This window comes from Mesorhizobium sp. M7A.F.Ca.US.010.02.1.1 (genome assembly GCF_004023085.1).
Taxonomy (GTDB): Bacteria; Pseudomonadota; Alphaproteobacteria; order Rhizobiales; family Rhizobiaceae; genus Mesorhizobium.
On sequence record NZ_RZRV01000012.1, the window covers coordinates 122,047 to 139,155 of the forward strand.

A 17,109-nucleotide genomic window follows, 5' to 3' on the forward strand; every position below is an offset into this window, starting at 1 on the left:
GTGTGAAGGATCGCTACGGTACTATTTGTGCCGTTGCAGCAACGTCCCCTCAATGCTTGATCCGATCCCGCATCGCGTACCACAGCATGCCGAGCACATAGAGCGGCCCACGTAGCGCCGTGCCGCCAGGGAACGGCATCGGGGTCAGCGTCGAGAACAGATCGAGCCGCGAGGCATCGCCGGTGATCGCTTCGGCCAGCAGCTTGCCGGAAAGCGTCGACAGGATGACGCCTTTGCCGGAATAGCCATGCGCGAAATAGACCTCGCCATAGTGCCCGATGTGCGGCAGCCTGGATGTCGTCACCGACACCAAGCCGCCCCAGGCGTGATCGATGCGGCAGCCCTTGAGCTGCGGAAAGGTGGCTTCCATGTGCGACCGCACGAAGCCGGCGATGTCGGCCGGCGGTGACGGCGTGTAGCGCTCGCCGCCGCCGAACAGCAGCCGTCCATCCGCCGACATGCGGTAGTAGTTGACGACGAAGCGGGTGTCGGACACCGCGACATTGGCCGGGATGACATTGCGTTTGCCCTCCAGTGGCTCGGTGGCGACGATGTAGTTGCCAACCGGCATGATGCGGCTGTTGACGCGCGGCTCCAGCCCGTTGAGCAGCGCGTCACCCGCCAGCACGACATGTCTGGCACGCACCGAACCCTTTGATGTCGAGACCCGGACCGAAGGCTCGCGCTCCAGCCGCACGGCGACCGAATTCTCATGGATGGTGACGCCCGCAGCAACCGCGGCGCGGGCGAGGCCGAGCGTGTAGTTGAGCGGGTGCATGTGGCCGCCGAGCGGCTCGTACATCGCGCCATGATATGATGTGTCGACCTTGGCTCGGGCTTCAGCCGCCGACAGGATCTCGACGTCACCAAACTTCATCACGCTTTCAAGGCACTTGGCCTCTTCCTCGATATCCCTAAGGTCGGAGCCGTTGACCGCGCCGACCAGATGGCCGGTCAGCCTGAGATCGCAGTCGATGGCATGGCGCTCGATGATATCGAGCACCAGCCCGCGTGCCTCGAAGGCAAGATCGAACAGCGCCTTTGCCCGCTCGGGCCCGTAGAGCTTAACCAGCCCCTTGGCGCCCTTGCGCAGGCCGGGGATCATCTGGCCGCCATTGCGGCCCGATGCGCCCCAGCCGATCTTGCCGCCTTCGAGCAGCACCACCTTCAACCCACGCTCGGCGGCATGAAGGGCGGCCGACAGGCCGGTGCAGCCGCCGCCGACAACCACCAGGTCAGCATCGACATCGCCGACCAGCGCCGGATGGTCCGGCGCCCGATTGGCCGTGGCGACATAATAGGATTTACCGATATCGAGGCCCGAATTGAAACCCGTTGAACTGGAAGCCATGATCACACCTTCAGCAGCAGGTGGTCGCGTTCCCAGCTCGTCACCACGCCTTGGAACAGGTCGAGTTCGACGCTCTTGACGCGCAGATAGGTCTGGAAGAAATCCTCGCCGAGCAATTCCCGCACCGGATCGCAAGCAGCGAAGCGGTCCAGCGCCTCCTCCATGGTTTTCGGCAGCGTGCTCTTGATCTTGTAGGCGTTGCCCGACGCCTCGGGCGACCGTGCGAGCTTTTGTTCGACACCGAGGTAGCCGGCGAGAAGCGAGCCGGCGATCGCAAGGTAAGGATTGGAATCAGCACCCGGCAACCGGTTCTCCACCCGCCGCGCGGAGCGGCCGCCGGCCGGCACGCGCAGGCCGCAGGAACGGTTGTCATGCGACCATTCGATGTTGGCCGGCGCGCTGTGGTTGGGTCTTATGCGGCGGAACGAGTTCACATTGGGCGCAAACAGCGGCATGATTTCCGGGACATATTTCTGCAGGCCGCCGATGAAATGGCCGAACATTGCGGTGTCGGCATCGTCGCTGCCGGCAAACAACGTCCTGCCGGCCTCGTCGATGACCGACATGTGCAGATGCATCGAGCTGCCGGCCTGTGCGGCGATCGGCTTGGCCATGAAGGTGGCGTGCATGCCGCTTTGTTGCGCGGCCTGGCGCGTCAGCCGCTTGAACAGCAGCACCTTGTCGGCCAGCGGCAGCGCATCGCCATGCAGGAAGTTGATCTCCAGCTGCGCCGTACCCGATTCGTGGATCAGCGTGTCGAGCGGCAGGCCGGCCGCCGCCGCATAGTCATAGACGCGCCGGACCACCGGCTCGAACTCCTCGAGCGCGGCCATATCGTAGGGATGCTGCACGGTTTCGGTCCGGCCATTGGCGCCGACCGGGGCGGTCAGCGGACGGTCCGGATCGGGATTGGGGGCGGTGAGATAGAATTCCAGCTCGGGCGCCACCACCGCCCGCCAGCCACGCTTGGCGTAGAGATCGAGCACGGCGCGCAGCACATGGCGCGGCGAGGCCATCCAAGGCCGGTCGTCCATATGGAAGGCATCGGCAAAGACATAGGCCTTGCCGGGAGCGGCACCCGGCGCCAGGCAGAGCGTCGATACATCAGGCACCATGCGCATGTCCGGATCCGAATAGGCAAAGCCTTCGTCGATCGAGCCGGAGTAGCGGCCATCGATGCTGACCAGGAAAGCGCTGCTCGGCAGGTAGAGCGCGCGGTCTTCAAGCGCCTGGAGGAATTTGGCTGTCGGCAAGGCCTTGCCGCGCAGGACGCCGTTCATGTCGGGCACCAGGCATTCGACCTCGTTGATGCCGTGCTGGGCCAGCCAGGCCTTGGGATTGTCGCTGCTGGAGAGCGAGGTATTCGTGATTTTGTCAGGCATTTCGTTCATGTCCGTATCAGAGAGAGTATGGCTTGCGCGGCCACATCCGTTCCAGGTTTCAGCGCCATTTGGGCTGCATTGTCCTTGAGGCGGGTGCGCATTGCATCGTCGGCCAGCAGGCCGAGAATAGCTCTCTCCAACACTCCTTCGGTCCAGGCGTCGCGGCCGATATGGTCACCGACGCCGGCTTCTCCGGCGCGGCGCGCATTGTCGTGTCCGTCCCAGCAATAGGGCATGATCAGCGACGGCACGCCGAAGCGCAGCGCCTCGCAAAAGCTGTTGTTGCCGCCATGATGAATGAACAGATCCGACTTCGCCACGACCGAGGGCTGCGGAAACCAGGCGTCGAGATAGACATTGTCGGGCACCGCGCGATAGGCGTCGCGCAGGCCGCCGGCATTGACGATGAAGCGGGCCGGCAGCCTGTCGAACACCGCCAGCATGCGCTCGATCAACCCGACATCCATGGCGCCGAGGCTGCCGAAGCTGACATAGACCAGCGGCCCGCCATTGCGCGGAAAAACCGGCACCTCGAACGGCCCTTCCGAACGCACACAGCCTTCGAGATAGACGAAGCGGGCCGGGTCGAGCGGCTCGGCGCGCTCGCGGCGCACGATCGTCGGGGTCAGCAGCAAATTGAGGTCGGGCGACGTCTCCAGGAACAGGCCCTTCGGCAGCGGCGCCAGGCCGGCATCCATCCGAAAGCGGTTGAAGCGGTCATGCGCCGGTGCCGAAGCCGTGAGATAGCGGGCCTCGAACGCCGCGCGTTGCGGGTCGTCGGCGCCAAGTCCCGACAGATAGGGTGGCACATTGGCATCCGGAAGCTCGGTCTCGGCGCAGGAGACGACGCGCACCCAGGGGCAGCCGGCGGCGGCGATCGCCGGGAACATGATGACATTGTCGAGCACCACCGCGTCCGGCTTCAGCCGCGCCAGCAATTGGCGCAGCGGCGCCTCGGCATTGACCGCGGTGTCGACGATGGCCTGCCAGGTCGGCGCGACATAGGTTTCCAGCTGGTCGATCGGGCTCAGCCGGAAATGCGGCAGGTGCCGGCGCACGAAAGCCTGCCAGTAGCTCTGGCGTTCGCTGTCGCTCAGCGGCTCTTCTGTCGGCAACTGGTATTCCTGGAAACCATAGTCGGCAAAGACGCCGGAAAAGCCGGCATGGCAGATGAAGACGGGCCGGGCGCCTCTCGCGCGCAACGCCTGCGCGATGCCGACGCAATTCAACGCCGCGCCGAAGCTTGCTTCGGGGAACAGCGCGATGGTCGGGCTGGCTTTACGCGTCAATTAATCCTCGTCAATCCGGCCGGCTGATCATGCCGAACAGGGCAGGCGCCCCGCGACTGGCCGCTTGCGGTCGCTGGTTGCGGGAGAGCCGCAGGTGGATGCGCAGTAGATCGGCAGCCACCTCATACTGCAGGCTTTCAAGATGGTCGAGTATAACAAGGTGTTCGCGCAGCGATTGCCGCAACCGGAAGACGTTGACGCCGGCATAGATGCCCGGCAGCCGGCGCAGCCTGAGGTGATCGGCGAGTGCGTCGGCCACGAAGCGGTTGGCGCAGCCTTCGGCGAGCATGCCATGAAAATCGATGTCCAGCCGCTGGAACTCGCGTGTGTCGAAGGCGGCGTCCGGCAGCGCCACCAGCGCTTCCATGCCCTGGCGCAACGTCGCCGCCCGCGCGCCATCCAGCCGGAAACCCGGCGTCAGGATGGCCGCGGGCTCTAGCAGCAGACGGAATTCATAACTGTCGCCTTGCGCCTCCGGATCGTCTGGCGTGCGTCGAAACAGCCAGGACTGGCCGGGCGCACGGTCCAACAAATTCTCTTCGGTCAGTTTGTTGAGCGCTTTTAGTACCGTCTTTCGGTCGGAACTGTAGCGCCGCATCAACCCCGCAACGGTCACTGTCTGGTCCAGCCGCCGCGCCGACCGGTCGCGCAGGATCGCCTCGGCCAGCTCGTCCTCCTCGGCAGCGGGCAATTCCGTGGCGACCGAAGCCTGCGCGGTGAGGTCGATGGCCAGATGATACCCGGAATCCGCCTCCCAGCGTACGACACCTCGCTCCGCAAGCAGGCCGAGCGCTGCCCGCACCGGTGTGCGGGAAACATTGCACAGCGAGGCGATCTGCTGCTCCGGCAAGCGTGCGCCGGGCCCAAAGCCGCGCTGCCGCGCCACATCCAGGATGCGCTGCGCCAGATCGAGATGGTTGGTGCGAGGTCGTCTGGCTACGGCTTGCATGACTGGTCCAGTGGAAAACGACATGACCGCATTGATCTGACCGATCGCCCGCACGGACGCAATCGGCCAGATTCCTCGGTCGCTTGACAAATTATGGATTGACGTACTTTTTTCTGCAATAGTACTGTCAGGACAATCGGCGAGAAAAAGACCGAGGGAACAGGATCGAGGCAGCGGCAAGGTCGCAGGCGTTGGTCCGGCGAATGAAATTTGACGATCAACCGGAATGGGAGTCTGTCATGACCGCTACCAGCCTGCGGCGCCGTGCGCTGAAAACATCTTCGCTCGCACTTGGCCTGGCCTTGGCGCTGTCCGCGCCGGCGATGGCTGCTGATCTCGTCATTTCCAACTGGGATGGCTACATGGCGCCCGACGCGATGGCCGCCTTCGAGACCGCGACCGGCGTTTCGGGTGAAGTGGTGGTGCACGCCACCAATGAAGAGATCATGGGCAAGCTGATCGCCGCCGGCGGCAAGGGCTATGACGTGGTCTTTGTCTCCTCGCCCTTCGCCGAGGTGCTGAACAAGCTCGGCCTGACCGAACCGATCGACCACACCAAGATACCGAACCTCGCCAACCTCTATCCGGAAGCAACCAAGCTGCCTCACGATGCCGGCAATGCATTCTCGGTGCCCTACACCTGGGGCACCACCGGCCTCTGCTATCGCTCGGACCTGATGAAGGTCGCACCAACCAGTTGGAGCGACCTGCTCGCGCCCTCCGACGAATTGAAGGGCAAGACCACCATGCTGGCGACCGACCGTTGGCTGCTGGCCGCCGGCCAGCTCGACAAGGGCTATTCGGTCAACGAAACCGACCCGGCCAAGATGGCTGAGGTCAAGGATCTGCTGATCTCGGCCAAGAAGACCCTGCTCGCCTATGACGACACCACCTTCTATTCCAAGCTGGTGTCCGGCGAGGCGCTGATGGTGCAGGCCTGGGACGGCTGGTGCAATTACGGCATCGCCGAAAAACCCGAGATCAAATACGTCATTCCCAAGGAAGGTTCGGACCTCTGGGTCGACACGATGGTGGTGATGAAGGCCTCCGCCAACAAGGACGCCGCCTTCCAGTTCATCAACTTCATGCTCGACGCCAAGAACCACGCCTGGGCAGCGCAGAACATCGACTACAAGGTGCCGAACAAGCCGGCCATGGAAAGCCTGCCTGCCGATTTCCTGGCCAAATTCCCCAACATGGCGATGCCGGTGGCCGACCTCGTCAAGTTCGAGCAATTGCGTGACGTCGGCGACGCCCAGCGCGACTATTCGAAGATCGTCAGCGAGATCAAGGCGGCGCAGTAGGGACTGTTCCAGCAGCATCTTGGAATCAAGCTTGCGTTCCGTGTCGCCCCTCTCTGGCCTGCCGGCCATCTCCCCCTCAAGGGGGGAGATTGGCTGTGGCATTGCTTTCGCCAATCTTCGATTTTTCAAAGTAAGCGAAAGGTTGGAACTGCCGATCTCCTCCCTTGAAGGGGGTGAGAAGTGGTCCGCGCAACGGACGGAAAGCCAATTGCTTGGCTTTCCGAACGACGAACGCCCGAAGCGAAAGCGAAAGGCCGGGTCCGGCAGGGCAGAGGGGGGCACTTCGTGAAGCACCTACCCTCTCGCTCCTCCTTGCTGATGGCCCCGGCGCTGGTCTGGCTGACCGCACTGATGGTGGTGCCGTGCGCGCTGGTGCTGGCGCTCGCCTTCTTCCGGCGCGGTATCTATGGCGGCATCGAATACACCTTTACGCTGGAGAATTTCGGGCTGGTCTTCGACCCGCTCTATGCCGGCATCTTCCTCAACTCGGCGCGCATCGCCGGCACCGCGACGCTGATCGCGGTGGTGATCGGCTACGCCGCCGCCTATGCGATATCAGCGGCACCCCGCCGGCTGCAGCCGGTGTTCCTGTTCTTCGCCGTGTTGCCCTTCTGGTCCAACTACCTGATCCGCACCTACGCCTGGATCGTGCTGCTCAACCGCGAAGGATTGATCACCCAGTTGCTGCGCTGGTTCGGCTACACCGGCGAGCCACCGTCGATGCTCTACACCGAAGGCGCCGTTATCGCCGGCCTGATCTACAACTATTTGCCCTTTGTCATCCTCGCCTGCTACGCGCCACTGTCTCGCCTCAACCCGGAACTCGCCGAGGCCTCGCGCGACCTCGGCGCCTCCGCCATGACCACATTCCGCCGTGTCATCCTGCCGCTGACCGTGCCCGGCATTGCTGCCGGCGCGGTGTTCGTCTTCGTGCTGTCGATCGGCAATTTCGTCACGCCCGCGCTGCTCGGCGGCGGCCGCTTCCAGATGATCGGCAACCTCGTCTACGACCAGTTCCTGACCGCCAACGACTGGCCGTTCGGCGCCGCGCTCGCGATGGCGCTGATCGCCATCATGCTTCTGGTGCTGATGGCGCAGGCGCTCGCCGCCAATCGCGCCTCGGGGCACACCGCGCAAGCCGGCGGAGGCACCGATGGCTGAGCGATCCCCAGCGACGCGGCGTATGCTCTGGCTCGTGCTCAGCCTCGTCTTCGCTTTCCTTTACATCCCGATCGCCGTGCTGGTGACGCTGTCCTTCAACGAAGGCGGCCTGCCGACGGCATGGTCGGGCTTTTCGCTGAAATGGTATGCCTCGCTGGCCGGCAATTCGGCGATCCTGTCCGCTGCGCTCAACACGCTGATCGTGGCGCTGGTCTCGACCGCGATCGCCACTCTGCTCGGCACGCTGCTGGCGATCGGCATCGAGATGCGCCGGCAATATGGCAAGGGACTCGAAGCGCTGATCTTCGCACCGATGATCATTCCCGACATCGTCCTGGCGATCGCGCTGCTTTCGTTCTTCTCCATGCTCAACCTGACCATGGGCCTGCACACCATCATCCTCGCCCATGTCGTCTTCAACCTTGCCTTTGTCTGCTCGGTGGTGCGCGCCAGGCTGAAGAGTTTCGACTGGTCGATCGTCGAGGCCTCGGCCGATCTCGGCGCCTCCGCGCTCACCACCTTTCGGCGGGTGACATTGCCGGTCATCGCGCCGGCGGTGATCGCAGGCGCGCTGCTCGCCTTCACGCTCTCGGTCGACGAGTTCATCATCGCTTTCTTCACCGCCGGCGCCGGCCGCACCTCGACGACGCTGCCGATGCAGATCTACGCGATGATCCGCTTCGGCATCACGCCGGAGATCAACGCACTGGCGACCATCGTCATGGCGGTCTCGATCACCGCGCTGACCCTGTCGCAGCGGCTCAACCGTGGGATCATAGGCCAATGAGCGAACCGCGCACGCTGCTGGCCATCGACAAGGTGTCGAAGAATTTCGGCCGGGTGACGGCTGTCGACGGCATCTCGCTCGACATCCGCGAGAATGAGTTCTTCGCACTGCTCGGCCCGTCGGGCTGCGGCAAGACCACGCTGCTGCGCATGCTGGCCGGCTTCGAGACGCCCAATGACGGGCGCATCCTGCTCGACGGCCGCGACATTGCCAAAACCCCGCCCAACAAGCGGCCAGTCAATCTGATGTTCCAATCCTATGCGCTTTTTCCTCATATGAGCGTCCGCGCCAATGTCTCCTACGGCCTGGAGATGGAGCGTTTGCCGGCGGCTGAAATCCGCTCCCGCGTCGACGCCATCCTGGCGACAACCGAGCTGGTCCCCTTCGCCGACCGCAAGCCGGAGCAGCTGTCGGGCGGCCAGAAGCAGCGCGTCGCGCTCGCCCGCGCGCTGGTCAAGCGGCCGCGCCTGCTGCTGCTCGACGAGCCGCTTGGCGCGCTCGACAAGAAACTGCGCGGCGCCATGCAGCTGGAATTGAAGCGCCTGCAGCATGAGGTCGGCATCACCTTCGTCATCGTCACCCATGACCAGGAAGAATCGCTTGTGATGGCCGATCGCATGGCGGTGCTCAAGGACGGCAAGCTGCTGCAATGCGACACGCCGCACGCGATCTATGAGCATCCGGCCGACCGTTTCGTCGCCGACTTCATCGGCGTGATGAATTTTGTGCCGGGCAAGGCCGCCACCGATGGGGTTGTCGCCGCGAATGGCGCGCGAATATCCGGCAAGGTTCCAGCAACGCTCTCGCCCGGCGCATCCGCTGTCGCTTCGGTGCGGCCGGAGCGCATCCGACTGTTCCCGGAAGCTCAGACCGCCAACCGCACCACCGGCACGGTCGAGGCGCTGGCCTATCAGGGGCTCGACCTGCAGCTGCATGTCCGCACACCCCTGTCGCCAAAGCCGTTCCTGGTGCGCGTCACCGCTGATGCCGCCGACCGCCGGCCGGTCGCGTCGGGAGATCAGGTCGAACTCGGCTGGGACGCCGCCGATGTCAGAGTTTTCGCAGAATAAAGGAGAAGCCTGATGGCGCAGAAGACGATCGCGTTTTTTCCAGAAGCGGCCTACGGCCCGGCGCTCAATTCCGTCGGCATCGCCCAGGCGGTCGAGGCGCGCGGCCATAAAGCGGTGTTCCTGTCAGATCCCGGCTTCGTCGACGTCTACAAGGGCTACGGCTTCGAGGCCCATCCGGTGAACCTGTCCGAGCCGATGCCGCCCGAGCAGATGGCGAAATTCTGGGAGGATTTCATCAACGGCCACATCCCGAACTTCCGCAAATCGCCCTACGACCAGGTCGACAACTACGTCAAGGATTGCTGGACGGCGATCGTCGACAGCGCAAAATGGGCGCAGAAGGATCTGCCGCGCGTTCTCTCAGCTATCAAGCCGGATGTGATCTGCGTCGACAACGTCATCCTGTTCCCGGCGATCAAGCAGTTCGGCAAACCCTGGGTGCGCGTCATCTCCTGCTCGGAAAACGAGATCGACGACGAGGACATCCCGCCGCATCTCTCCGGCTGCGGCGAGAACGACCATGCCGGTCACCAGCGCTACCGCGATCATTTCAACGCGGTGATCGAGCCGATCCATGACGACTTCAACGCCTTCCTCGCCGCCAACAACGAGGCGCCTTATCCGATCGGCCAGTTCTTCGAGGCGTCGCCCTATTTGAACCTGCTGCTCTATCCCGAAGCGGCAAAGTTCAAGCGCCGCCATCCGCTCGACCCGGCAAAGTTCCAGTATCTGGAAGGCTGCGTGCGGCAGGAGAAACCCTACACGGTGCCGACATTCGCTGAAAACAATGACGGGCCGCTGCTCTATGTCTCCTTCGGCAGCCTCGGCGCCGGCGATGTCGAGCTGTTGAAGCGCATCATCGCGACGCTGGGCATGACGCGCTACCGGGCGCTGGTCAATGTCGGCGGCTACAAGGACCAGTACACGGACGTGCCCGGCAATGTCATCGTCGAGAGCTGGTTCCCGCAGCCTTCGGTCATCCCGCAGGTCGAGGCGGTGATCCACCATGGCGGGAACAACTCGTTCACCGAGTGCCTCTATTTCGGCAAGCCGGCGATCATCATGCCCTATGTCTGGGACGGCCACGACAACGCCACCCGCGTCGAGGAAACCGGCCACGGCTTCGGCATGCCGCGCTACGACTGGACCGATGCCGAGCTGGCTGCCAGGGTCGAAACCTGCCTGTCCGATCCCAAGATGAAGGCCAAGCTGGCAAAGACCTCGGCACAGATGCAGGGGCAGAATGGGCCGGAGAAAGCGGCGGGTTTGTTGGAGGCGCTGCTGTGATTGAAGTCGTTGATACGCCGAGCCTGAGCACCCCCCTCTGGCCTGCCGGCCATCTCCCCCGCAAGGGGGGAGATTGGCAGCTTCGCCACAGGGTCTCACTCTGCAATCCCGGTGATTGGCGAAAGTCGAGACGACATCCGATCTCCACCCCTGCGGGGGAGATGGCCGGCAGGCCAGAGGGGGGTGCCCTGGCGCAGCATATGAATAGCAACCATCGCGCAGAAGCCTCCGCATGACCTCCTCCGCACCACACCTCCACCACGCCTCCACCCGAACCGATCTCGTCGACTGGGGCGCCCAACCCGACGCATTGTCAGGCACTTCGCACTCGACCGGCAGGCTCGTGCACAAGGGCCCGAACAACCAGCCGGAATCCGGCATTTGGGTGTGCACGCCGGGGCGCTGGCGCCTCAATATCCCGCGCGACGAATTGTGCCATTTCGTCACCGGCCGCGCGACCTACCGGTCAGATGCCGGTGAGCTGATAGAAATCTCCGCCGGGACTGTGGTCATGTTCCCGGCTGGCTGGACAGGCGAATGCACCGTGCATGAGACCATGCGCAACGTCTACATGCTGGCCTGACCACGGAGCTTAACGACATGCCGACACCGCACTGGCCGAAGGCCTCGACCGTGGAACTGGAGGATTGGGGCGCGGGTTCTGACACGCTCGCCGGTTCGCCACGCGCCTCGGGCAGGATCCTGTCGCAGAACCCGGACGGATCGAGCGAATGCGGCCTGTGGTCGTGCACGCCGGGCACGCGCAAGGTCACGTTTGGCGCCGACGAGTTCTGCCATTTCCTCTCAGGCCGTGGCAGCTATATCCATGACGACGGCGAAGAGATTCCGGTCGAGGCCGGCACGCTTGTGTTCTTTCCCGCCGGCTGGACCGGCATCTCCATCATCACGCAAACGCTGACCAAGGCCTTCATGTGCCGGTGAGCCCCCTTTTCAAGGAAATCGATATGACCACACCCATCATGAAATCCCCGCTCACTATTACCGACCTCGTCGACTGGGGTGTCATCCCGACCATGATCGAGGGTGAGTCCCACACCTCGGGCAAGCTGCTGCACAAGGGGCCGGAGGGCCGCTCCGAATGCGGGCTTTGGGTCTGCACACCAGGCAAATGGCATTGCCATGTCACCCGCGACGAGTTCTGCCACTTCCTCGAAGGGCGCTGCACCTATGTGCATGAATCCGGCGAAGTCATCGAGATCGAACCGGACACGGCGGCCTTCTTCCCGCAGGACTGGAAGGGCGTCTGCACCGTCCATGAGACGATCAAGAAGGTCTACATGATCCGCTGAGCGGATCCGAGAGGATGTCCATGGATTTCTCCCCTGACCGGCCGACCTTCTTCGTCAATCCGGATTACCAGCCGATGGCCGGCGCGAGCAAACCGGTGATCGATCCGGCGACGCTGGAAACCGTCGGGGCGATCGCTGCGGCCACCGACGGCGAGATCGATGCCGCGCTCACGGCGGCGACCAGGGCGCAGGCCGCCTGGAAAAAGTTCGACGCCAAGAGCCGCGCCAAGCACCTGCATGCCGTCGCCAACGCCATCGAGGCGGCGGACTTCACCCGCTGCGCCGAGCTGATGGTGCGCGAGATGGGCAAGCCCTACCCCGAAGCGATCGGCGAGATCGCCAACTGCGCGCCGATCTTCCGCTACTACGCCGAGATGGCGCGCGACGATGCCGGCAAGATCGCCGGCACGACACAAGCCGGTTCGTTCCAGTATGCGCGCTACGAGCCCTATGGCGTCTCCGTCCACATCATGCCCTACAATTTTCCGATCCTGCTGATGTGCTGGACGGTCGCCGCATCACTCGCCGCCGGCAATGCCTGCATCATCAAGCCGGCCGAGGCGACGACGCTGTCGACGCTGGACTACATGACCGTGTTCCGCTCGCTGCCGGAGGGGCTGGTCTCCTGCCTGCCTGGTGGAGCGACCACGGCGCAGGCGCTGATCGCCTCCGAACGCACCCATGCGGTTGCCTTCACCGGCTCGGTCGCCGCCGGCAAGGCGGTGGCGGTAGCCTGCGCCGAACGCATGAAGCCTTGCGTCATCGAGGCCGGCGGCAGCGATCCGCTTATCATCAGCCAACACGCGCCGCTCGATGTAGCGGCAGCCGGCAGCGTCACCGCGGCCTTCCACCTCACCGGCCAGGTCTGCACTTCGGCCGAGCGCTTCTTCGTCGTCGATGCCGTGCACGATCGCTTCGTCGAACTGTTCGCCGAAAGGACACGCGCGTTGCGCATCGGCAATGGCATGGACAAGACCGAGATCGGCCCGCTGGTCAGCGAAGCGGCGAGGACCAAGGTGATGCGCCTGGTCGACGATGCGATCGCTCATGGCGCCATCGCAGTCACCGGCGGGCGCATCCCGCCGGCACACAACACCGGCTGGTTCTACGAGCCGACGATCCTGATGGGCGTCACCCCCAACATGGCCATCGTGCGCGAGGAGTGCTTTGGACCCGTCGCCGCCATCTGCCGGGTCAGGGATTTCGACGAGGCGATCCGGCTCGCCAATGACAGCCCGTTCGGGCTCGGCGCCTCGGTGTTCACATCAGATCTGGCCGAAGCGCACGAGGCGGCTGAACGGCTCGAAGCCGGAATGGTCTGGGTCAACAACCCGCTGATCGACAATGATGCCCTGCCCTTCGGCGGCTGGAAGGCCTCGGGCCTCGGCCGCGAGCTCGGACGCCAGGGGCTCGACGCCTTCCGCCGCTCCAAAATGGTGATCATCGACCACAAGCCTGCAATCCAGGACTGGTGGTATCCCTACCCCGACAGCTGGTTCCGTGAGACCGGCGGCCGCAAGCACGTCTGAGTGTTTCGAACCTCGCCAGCTCCGGATGCCAGTCCATGGCTGGGAAAAAGAAAGATGCCGCCGGGCGGGCCCGGCGGCATCTTTCTTCGATTGGCTACTGCCGTTTCGGCGACGATCGTTACGGCGTCGTTTCTGCTTCCATCGCGGCCGCCGTCTGGTCGATCTTGCCGGCAAGGACCCCTTGGGCCCAGGCCGTGACGTCGTCGTCGACCGGCTTGTTGGCCATGTCCGTCAGCGCCGCATCGAGCGAGGCGTCATCGGTGCCCTCCGTTGCCGCGGCAGCCGCCTCATTGGCGGCGGTCACCTCTGCCTCCTGGGCAGTGATTTCGGCCTGCAGATCCGTTATCTTCCCAGGTAAGGCCGCCTGATCCTCGGGCGTCATGGCCGCAATCTGCTCGGGCGTCAGCGACGTCAGCGCGGTCAACTGGGAATTCAGCGCATCCAGCTTCTCCTGGGCCGCCTCAGCGGCGGCCTCGGCGACCTTGGCTTTCGCGGACTGCGTCACGAAAGCCTGGATGGCGGCGAACTTCTTGCTCTTCGAGTTCATATAGGCGTTGATGTTGCGCTGAAGCGAGTTCAGCCGGCCGAGCTTGGCGTGGATGTTCTTCTCCTTGGGAACCGACGAGACCTTTGTGGTCTTGTCGACCGTGGTGTCATCCGTTTTGGCCTTTGCCACCTGCCCCCGAGCCGAGGAAGACTTGCCGTGCGAAGCGCCGCTCTTGCCATTGCTATTGCCGCCGTTACCGCCGGCATTTCCCCCGCCGTTGCCGTTGCCGCCGGCATTGCCACCGCCATTGCCGCCGCCGTGGCCGTTGCCGTTGCCGCCGGCTATCGCCGGAGATGCCAGAAGCGCCAATGCGGCAAGCGCCGCGAACAGAGTTTTTCGGTTTGTCATGGTAATCTCCTCGGGGAATCGCCGCCCTTCGCCCAACCGCTAGGCGACCGTCGTATGAGGAATTACTAATTGTACAGAGTAAACTTTAGACAAATGTTGTCTCAATACGCGATCTGACAACCCGCCGTCACCATAACCATTTGATATTAAACACAAATCAACGCTCTTGATCGGCCATGGCACTGAAGTCCCATGCCGGCCGGACCATAGTCCTATCAGCCGACCAGCGGCACCAGGAAGGTCGTAGAGCAGTGTATTGGAAAGGCGCTGAACTAAAGGAGGTTGGTGACGAAAGCACAAGTCTCAGCCGATACTTTCACCGCCGTCGATCACCAGCGCCTGGCCGGTCATGAAGGAAGAGCGGTCGGAGACGAGGAACAGGATCGCTTCGGCGATCTCATCGGCGCTGGCCCAGCGCCCCATCGGAATCTTGGTGCGGACATAGGTTTCGATCGCCTGGCGTCCGCCCATCTGGGCGATGAACGGTTCGTTGAACGGCGTGTCGACCCAGCCCGGACAGAGCGCGTTGACGCGGACATTGTGCCGGGCATAGTCGAGCGACATCTGCCGCGTCATTGCCACCACCGCGTGTTTGGAGGTGGCGTAGGCGATCATCTCGCGGTCGTAGAACACACCCGAATTGGAGGCGGTGTTCAGGATGACGCCGTTGCCTCGTGCGATCATCGACGGCATGACCATCCTGGCCGCCAGGAACTGCGCCCGCACATTGACCCGCCATGACGCGTCCATGCCGCCGACCTCGACCTCGGTCAGCGTTCCCCCTACCTGGATGCCGGCGTGATTGTGCAGGATGTCGATGCGCCCGTGCCTCTCGATCGTGCCGGCAATGAGCTTTTCCAGCGCCCCATCGTCCGCGACATCGGTCGCGATCGCCTCGGCCTGCCCGCCCATTGCCCGCATCTCCAAAGCCGTTGCTTCGCCGGCGGCCTCATCCCTGTCGGCGATGACGACCACCGCGCCTTCCCTGCCCATGATCATGGCGCCGGCGCGCCCGATGCCGGAGCCGGCGCCTGTCACCACGGCGATGCGGTCTTTGAGGATCATGATGCGACTTTCAGTTCGACGGCTTGCGCCGGCGCAATTGCCATTGGGCAAGCACCACGAGCAGCACGGAGGCGACGAGCACGATCGTCGCGATGGCATTGATCTCCGGCGTCACGCCGCGCCGGATCGACGCGAAGACATAGATCGGCAGCGTCGTCTGCGCGCCGGCGACGAAGAAGGCGATGATGAAATCGTCGAAGGAAAAGGTGAAGGCGAGCAGGAAGCCGGCAACGATGGCCGGCATGATCTGCGGCAGCACGATCGAGCGGAACGTCGTCAACGGCGTGGCGTAGAGATCGCTCGACGCCTCGACCAGATTGCGGTCGAGGCTGCCTAGCCGCGTGCCGACGATCATCGTCACCAGCGCCATGGAGAACAGGCCGTGCGCTGCGATGATCGAGCCGTAGCCGAGCGCCAGGCGCGGCGGCTGGTCGTCGGGCCAGATCGAGGCGAGGAACGGATTGACGACCGTGAACAGCTGGACGAGCGCGACCAGTGTCGAAATGCCGATGACGACGCCCGGAACGACGATCGCGGCGCCCAGAAGCGCATCGAAGACCGCGCGTGTTCTGATGCCGACACGCGCCAGGCCGAGTGCCGCCGCAGTGCCGCAGAACGCCGCCAGCAAGGCGCTGGTGGTGGCGATGAACAGGCTGTTCTTCAGCGCTTCGACCAGGAACGGGTTCGCCAGCGCCTTGCCGTACCATTGCACCGAAAAGCCGGTGAACTCGCTGGCATGGTGGCCGGCGTTGAAGGAGAACAGCACGACCAGGGCGATCGGCAGATAGAGGAAGGCGAAGACGGCAATGACGAAGGTGCGCATCAGATCAGATCCACCCGGCGGGCGCCCGAAACCCGGGTCGAAATGCGATTGGCGGCAATCAGCACCACCACCGAAACCAGCACCAGCGTGATCGCGATGGCCGAACCGAACGGCCAGTTGCGCGATTGCAGGAACAGGTCGACTAGTGCGTTGCCGATGAAGAACACCTTGCCGCCGCCAAGCAGCGTCGGGATCAGATATTCGCCGAGCAGCAGGATCATGACCAGCGAGAAGCCGGTCATCACGCCCGGCAGCGACAGTTTCAGGGTCACACCGAGGAAGGTCGAGAGCGGCGTCGCGCCGAGATCGGCGGAGGCTTCCAGCAGCCTGCGGTCGAGCCGCTCAAGGCTGACATAGATCGGCAGGATCATCAGCGGCAGGTAGCCATAGACGATGCCGAGCAGCACCGCGCCCGGCGTGTTGATCAGCCTGATATCCTCGAAACCGATATAGGACAGCAGAGCCGGGATGCCGCGCCCGCCCAGCACATACATCCAGGCATAGGTCCGCATCAGGAGGCTGGTCCAGAACGGGATGACGACCAGCGCCAGCAGGATCAGCCGCCAGCGCTGCGGTGCGCGCAGAGCGAGGTAGTAGGCAACCGGGTATGCGACGAGCAGGCAGGCGAGCGCTCCCACCGGCGCCAGCACCATCGTGTTCCAGAAGGCGGTCGCCCGCGCCGGAAGGTTGGCATATTGCGCGAACGTGAAAGCCGCCTGATAGCCGCCTTCCGGCGCCCGCTCACCGACGCTGAACACCGCGATGGCGATGAATGGCAGCACCAGAAACACCACCAGCCACGCGGTCGCCGGACCGAGCAGCATGGCGGTCAGAAAATTCCTGCGAAGACGGCTGCCGTGCATGGAGAGATTTGCCCCGTGCCGGCGGGTGTGAAACCGCCGGTCGA

17 protein-coding genes are annotated in these 17,109 nt (G+C 63.9%); 9 read left to right on the forward strand and 8 right to left on the reverse strand.

The genetic code is table 11. The features are described 5' to 3' along the window. Nucleotides 1-49: 49 nt before the first annotated feature. Genes EOA19_RS15645 through EOA19_RS15660 form a run of 4 tightly spaced genes read right to left on the reverse strand, consistent with a single transcriptional unit; the run spans nucleotide 50 to nucleotide 4,971 of the window. Nucleotides 50-1,351: an FAD-binding oxidoreductase gene (locus EOA19_RS15645; protein ID WP_128304116.1), complete on the reverse strand. Its 1,302-nt coding sequence runs from the start codon at nucleotides 1,349-1,351 to the stop codon at nucleotides 50-52. Nucleotides 1,352-1,353: 2 nt separating this feature from the next. Next, complete coding sequence (locus EOA19_RS15650) at nucleotides 1,354-2,733, reverse strand: glutamine synthetase family protein (protein WP_128304117.1); 1,380 nt, start codon at nucleotides 2,731-2,733, stop codon at nucleotides 1,354-1,356. Between the two features lie 5 nt (nucleotides 2,734-2,738). Further along, nucleotides 2,739-4,022, reverse strand: a complete 1,284-nt coding sequence (locus EOA19_RS15655) for a glycosyltransferase (protein WP_128304118.1) — start codon at nucleotides 4,020-4,022, stop codon at nucleotides 2,739-2,741. A 10-nt stretch (nucleotides 4,023-4,032) separates the two neighbouring features. Then, the gene (locus EOA19_RS15660) at nucleotides 4,033-4,971 is read right to left on the reverse strand and encodes a GntR family transcriptional regulator (protein ID WP_023811191.1); all 939 of its coding nucleotides are present in this window, start codon (nucleotides 4,969-4,971) and stop codon (nucleotides 4,033-4,035) included. Nucleotides 4,972-5,210: 239 nt separating this feature from the next. On the opposite strand from EOA19_RS15660, the gene EOA19_RS15665 reads away from it, so the two are divergent. The 9 genes from EOA19_RS15665 (at nucleotide 5,211) to EOA19_RS15715 (ending at nucleotide 13,419) form a co-directional block, all read left to right on the forward strand. Next, nucleotides 5,211-6,275, forward strand: coding sequence for a spermidine/putrescine ABC transporter substrate-binding protein (locus EOA19_RS15665; RefSeq protein ID WP_128304119.1), 1,065 nt, complete (start codon nucleotides 5,211-5,213; stop codon nucleotides 6,273-6,275). Nucleotides 6,276-6,593: 318 nt separating this feature from the next. Next, entirely contained in the window at nucleotides 6,594-7,436 is an 843-nt protein-coding gene (locus tag EOA19_RS15675; RefSeq protein WP_128304146.1) for an ABC transporter permease, read from the forward strand. Continuing rightward, nucleotides 7,429-8,223, forward strand: a complete 795-nt coding sequence (locus EOA19_RS15680) for an ABC transporter permease (RefSeq protein WP_128304120.1) — start codon at nucleotides 7,429-7,431, stop codon at nucleotides 8,221-8,223. The genes EOA19_RS15675 and EOA19_RS15680 overlap by 8 nt, the downstream gene beginning before the upstream one ends. Next, on the forward strand, nucleotides 8,220-9,293 hold the full coding sequence (locus tag EOA19_RS15685; RefSeq protein WP_128304121.1) for an ABC transporter ATP-binding protein: 1,074 nt from the start codon (nucleotides 8,220-8,222) through the stop codon (nucleotides 9,291-9,293). Before EOA19_RS15680 ends, EOA19_RS15685 begins: the two co-directional genes overlap by 4 nt. A gap of 12 nt (nucleotides 9,294-9,305) precedes the next feature. Beyond that, the gene (locus tag EOA19_RS15690) at nucleotides 9,306-10,580 is read left to right on the forward strand and encodes a glycosyltransferase (RefSeq protein WP_128304122.1); all 1,275 of its coding nucleotides are present in this window, start codon (nucleotides 9,306-9,308) and stop codon (nucleotides 10,578-10,580) included. A 232-nt stretch (nucleotides 10,581-10,812) separates the two neighbouring features. Next, nucleotides 10,813-11,163, forward strand: a complete 351-nt coding sequence (locus EOA19_RS15700; protein WP_128304123.1) for a cupin domain-containing protein — start codon at nucleotides 10,813-10,815, stop codon at nucleotides 11,161-11,163. Between the two features lie 17 nt (nucleotides 11,164-11,180). Further along, the gene (locus EOA19_RS15705) at nucleotides 11,181-11,522 is read left to right on the forward strand and encodes a cupin domain-containing protein (protein ID WP_128304124.1); all 342 of its coding nucleotides are present in this window, start codon (nucleotides 11,181-11,183) and stop codon (nucleotides 11,520-11,522) included. 23 nt (nucleotides 11,523-11,545) lie between these two features. After that, entirely contained in the window at nucleotides 11,546-11,890 is a 345-nt protein-coding gene (locus EOA19_RS15710; RefSeq protein ID WP_127296596.1) for a cupin domain-containing protein, read from the forward strand. A gap of 20 nt (nucleotides 11,891-11,910) precedes the next feature. Then, on the forward strand, nucleotides 11,911-13,419 hold the full coding sequence (locus EOA19_RS15715) for an aldehyde dehydrogenase family protein (protein ID WP_128304125.1): 1,509 nt from the start codon (nucleotides 11,911-11,913) through the stop codon (nucleotides 13,417-13,419). 118 nt (nucleotides 13,420-13,537) lie between these two features. Here the strand turns inward: EOA19_RS15715 and EOA19_RS15720 are convergent, their stop codons facing one another. The 4 genes from EOA19_RS15720 to EOA19_RS15735 form a co-directional block, all read right to left on the reverse strand. Further along, nucleotides 13,538-14,314 carry a hypothetical protein gene (locus EOA19_RS15720; RefSeq protein WP_128304126.1) on the reverse strand — a complete coding sequence of 259 codons (777 nt, stop codon included), beginning with the start codon at nucleotides 14,312-14,314 and terminating at the stop codon, nucleotides 13,538-13,540. Between the two features lie 303 nt (nucleotides 14,315-14,617). After that, nucleotides 14,618-15,379, reverse strand: coding sequence for a glucose 1-dehydrogenase (locus EOA19_RS15725; protein ID WP_128304127.1), 762 nt, complete (start codon nucleotides 15,377-15,379; stop codon nucleotides 14,618-14,620). 10 nt (nucleotides 15,380-15,389) lie between these two features. Further along, the gene (locus tag EOA19_RS15730; RefSeq protein ID WP_128304128.1) at nucleotides 15,390-16,202 is read right to left on the reverse strand and encodes an ABC transporter permease; all 813 of its coding nucleotides are present in this window, start codon (nucleotides 16,200-16,202) and stop codon (nucleotides 15,390-15,392) included. Then, on the reverse strand, nucleotides 16,202-17,065 hold the full coding sequence (locus EOA19_RS15735; RefSeq protein ID WP_128304129.1) for an ABC transporter permease: 864 nt from the start codon (nucleotides 17,063-17,065) through the stop codon (nucleotides 16,202-16,204). Before EOA19_RS15735 ends, EOA19_RS15730 begins: the two co-directional genes overlap by 1 nt. Nucleotides 17,066-17,109 lie beyond the last annotated feature (44 nt).

Excerpts from the sequence above, each read along its gene's own strand:
- EOA19_RS15645 (WP_128304116.1), bottom strand. The coding sequence starts at position 1,351 with ATGGCTTCCAGTTCAACGGGTTTCAATTCGGGCCTCGATATCGGTAAA.
- EOA19_RS15650 (WP_128304117.1), bottom strand. The coding sequence starts at position 2,733 with ATGCCTGACAAAATCACGAATACCTCGCTCTCCAGCAGCGACAATCCC.
- EOA19_RS15660 (WP_023811191.1), bottom strand. The coding sequence starts at position 4,971 with ATGCAAGCCGTAGCCAGACGACCTCGCACCAACCATCTCGATCTGGCG.
- EOA19_RS15665 (WP_128304119.1), top strand. The coding sequence starts at position 5,211 with ATGACCGCTACCAGCCTGCGGCGCCGTGCGCTGAAAACATCTTCGCTC.
- EOA19_RS15675 (WP_128304146.1), top strand. The coding sequence starts at position 6,594 with ATGGCCCCGGCGCTGGTCTGGCTGACCGCACTGATGGTGGTGCCGTGC.
- EOA19_RS15680 (WP_128304120.1), top strand. The coding sequence starts at position 7,429 with ATGGCTGAGCGATCCCCAGCGACGCGGCGTATGCTCTGGCTCGTGCTC.
- EOA19_RS15685 (WP_128304121.1), top strand. The coding sequence starts at position 8,220 with ATGAGCGAACCGCGCACGCTGCTGGCCATCGACAAGGTGTCGAAGAAT.
- EOA19_RS15690 (WP_128304122.1), top strand. The coding sequence starts at position 9,306 with ATGGCGCAGAAGACGATCGCGTTTTTTCCAGAAGCGGCCTACGGCCCG.
- EOA19_RS15700 (WP_128304123.1), top strand. The coding sequence starts at position 10,813 with ATGACCTCCTCCGCACCACACCTCCACCACGCCTCCACCCGAACCGAT.
- EOA19_RS15705 (WP_128304124.1), top strand. The coding sequence starts at position 11,181 with ATGCCGACACCGCACTGGCCGAAGGCCTCGACCGTGGAACTGGAGGAT.
- EOA19_RS15710 (WP_127296596.1), top strand. The coding sequence starts at position 11,546 with ATGACCACACCCATCATGAAATCCCCGCTCACTATTACCGACCTCGTC.
- EOA19_RS15715 (WP_128304125.1), top strand. The coding sequence starts at position 11,911 with ATGGATTTCTCCCCTGACCGGCCGACCTTCTTCGTCAATCCGGATTAC.
- EOA19_RS15720 (WP_128304126.1), bottom strand. The coding sequence starts at position 14,314 with ATGACAAACCGAAAAACTCTGTTCGCGGCGCTTGCCGCATTGGCGCTT.
- EOA19_RS15725 (WP_128304127.1), bottom strand. The coding sequence starts at position 15,379 with ATGATCCTCAAAGACCGCATCGCCGTGGTGACAGGCGCCGGCTCCGGC.
- EOA19_RS15730 (WP_128304128.1), bottom strand. The coding sequence starts at position 16,202 with ATGCGCACCTTCGTCATTGCCGTCTTCGCCTTCCTCTATCTGCCGATC.
- EOA19_RS15735 (WP_128304129.1), bottom strand. The coding sequence starts at position 17,065 with ATGCACGGCAGCCGTCTTCGCAGGAATTTTCTGACCGCCATGCTGCTC.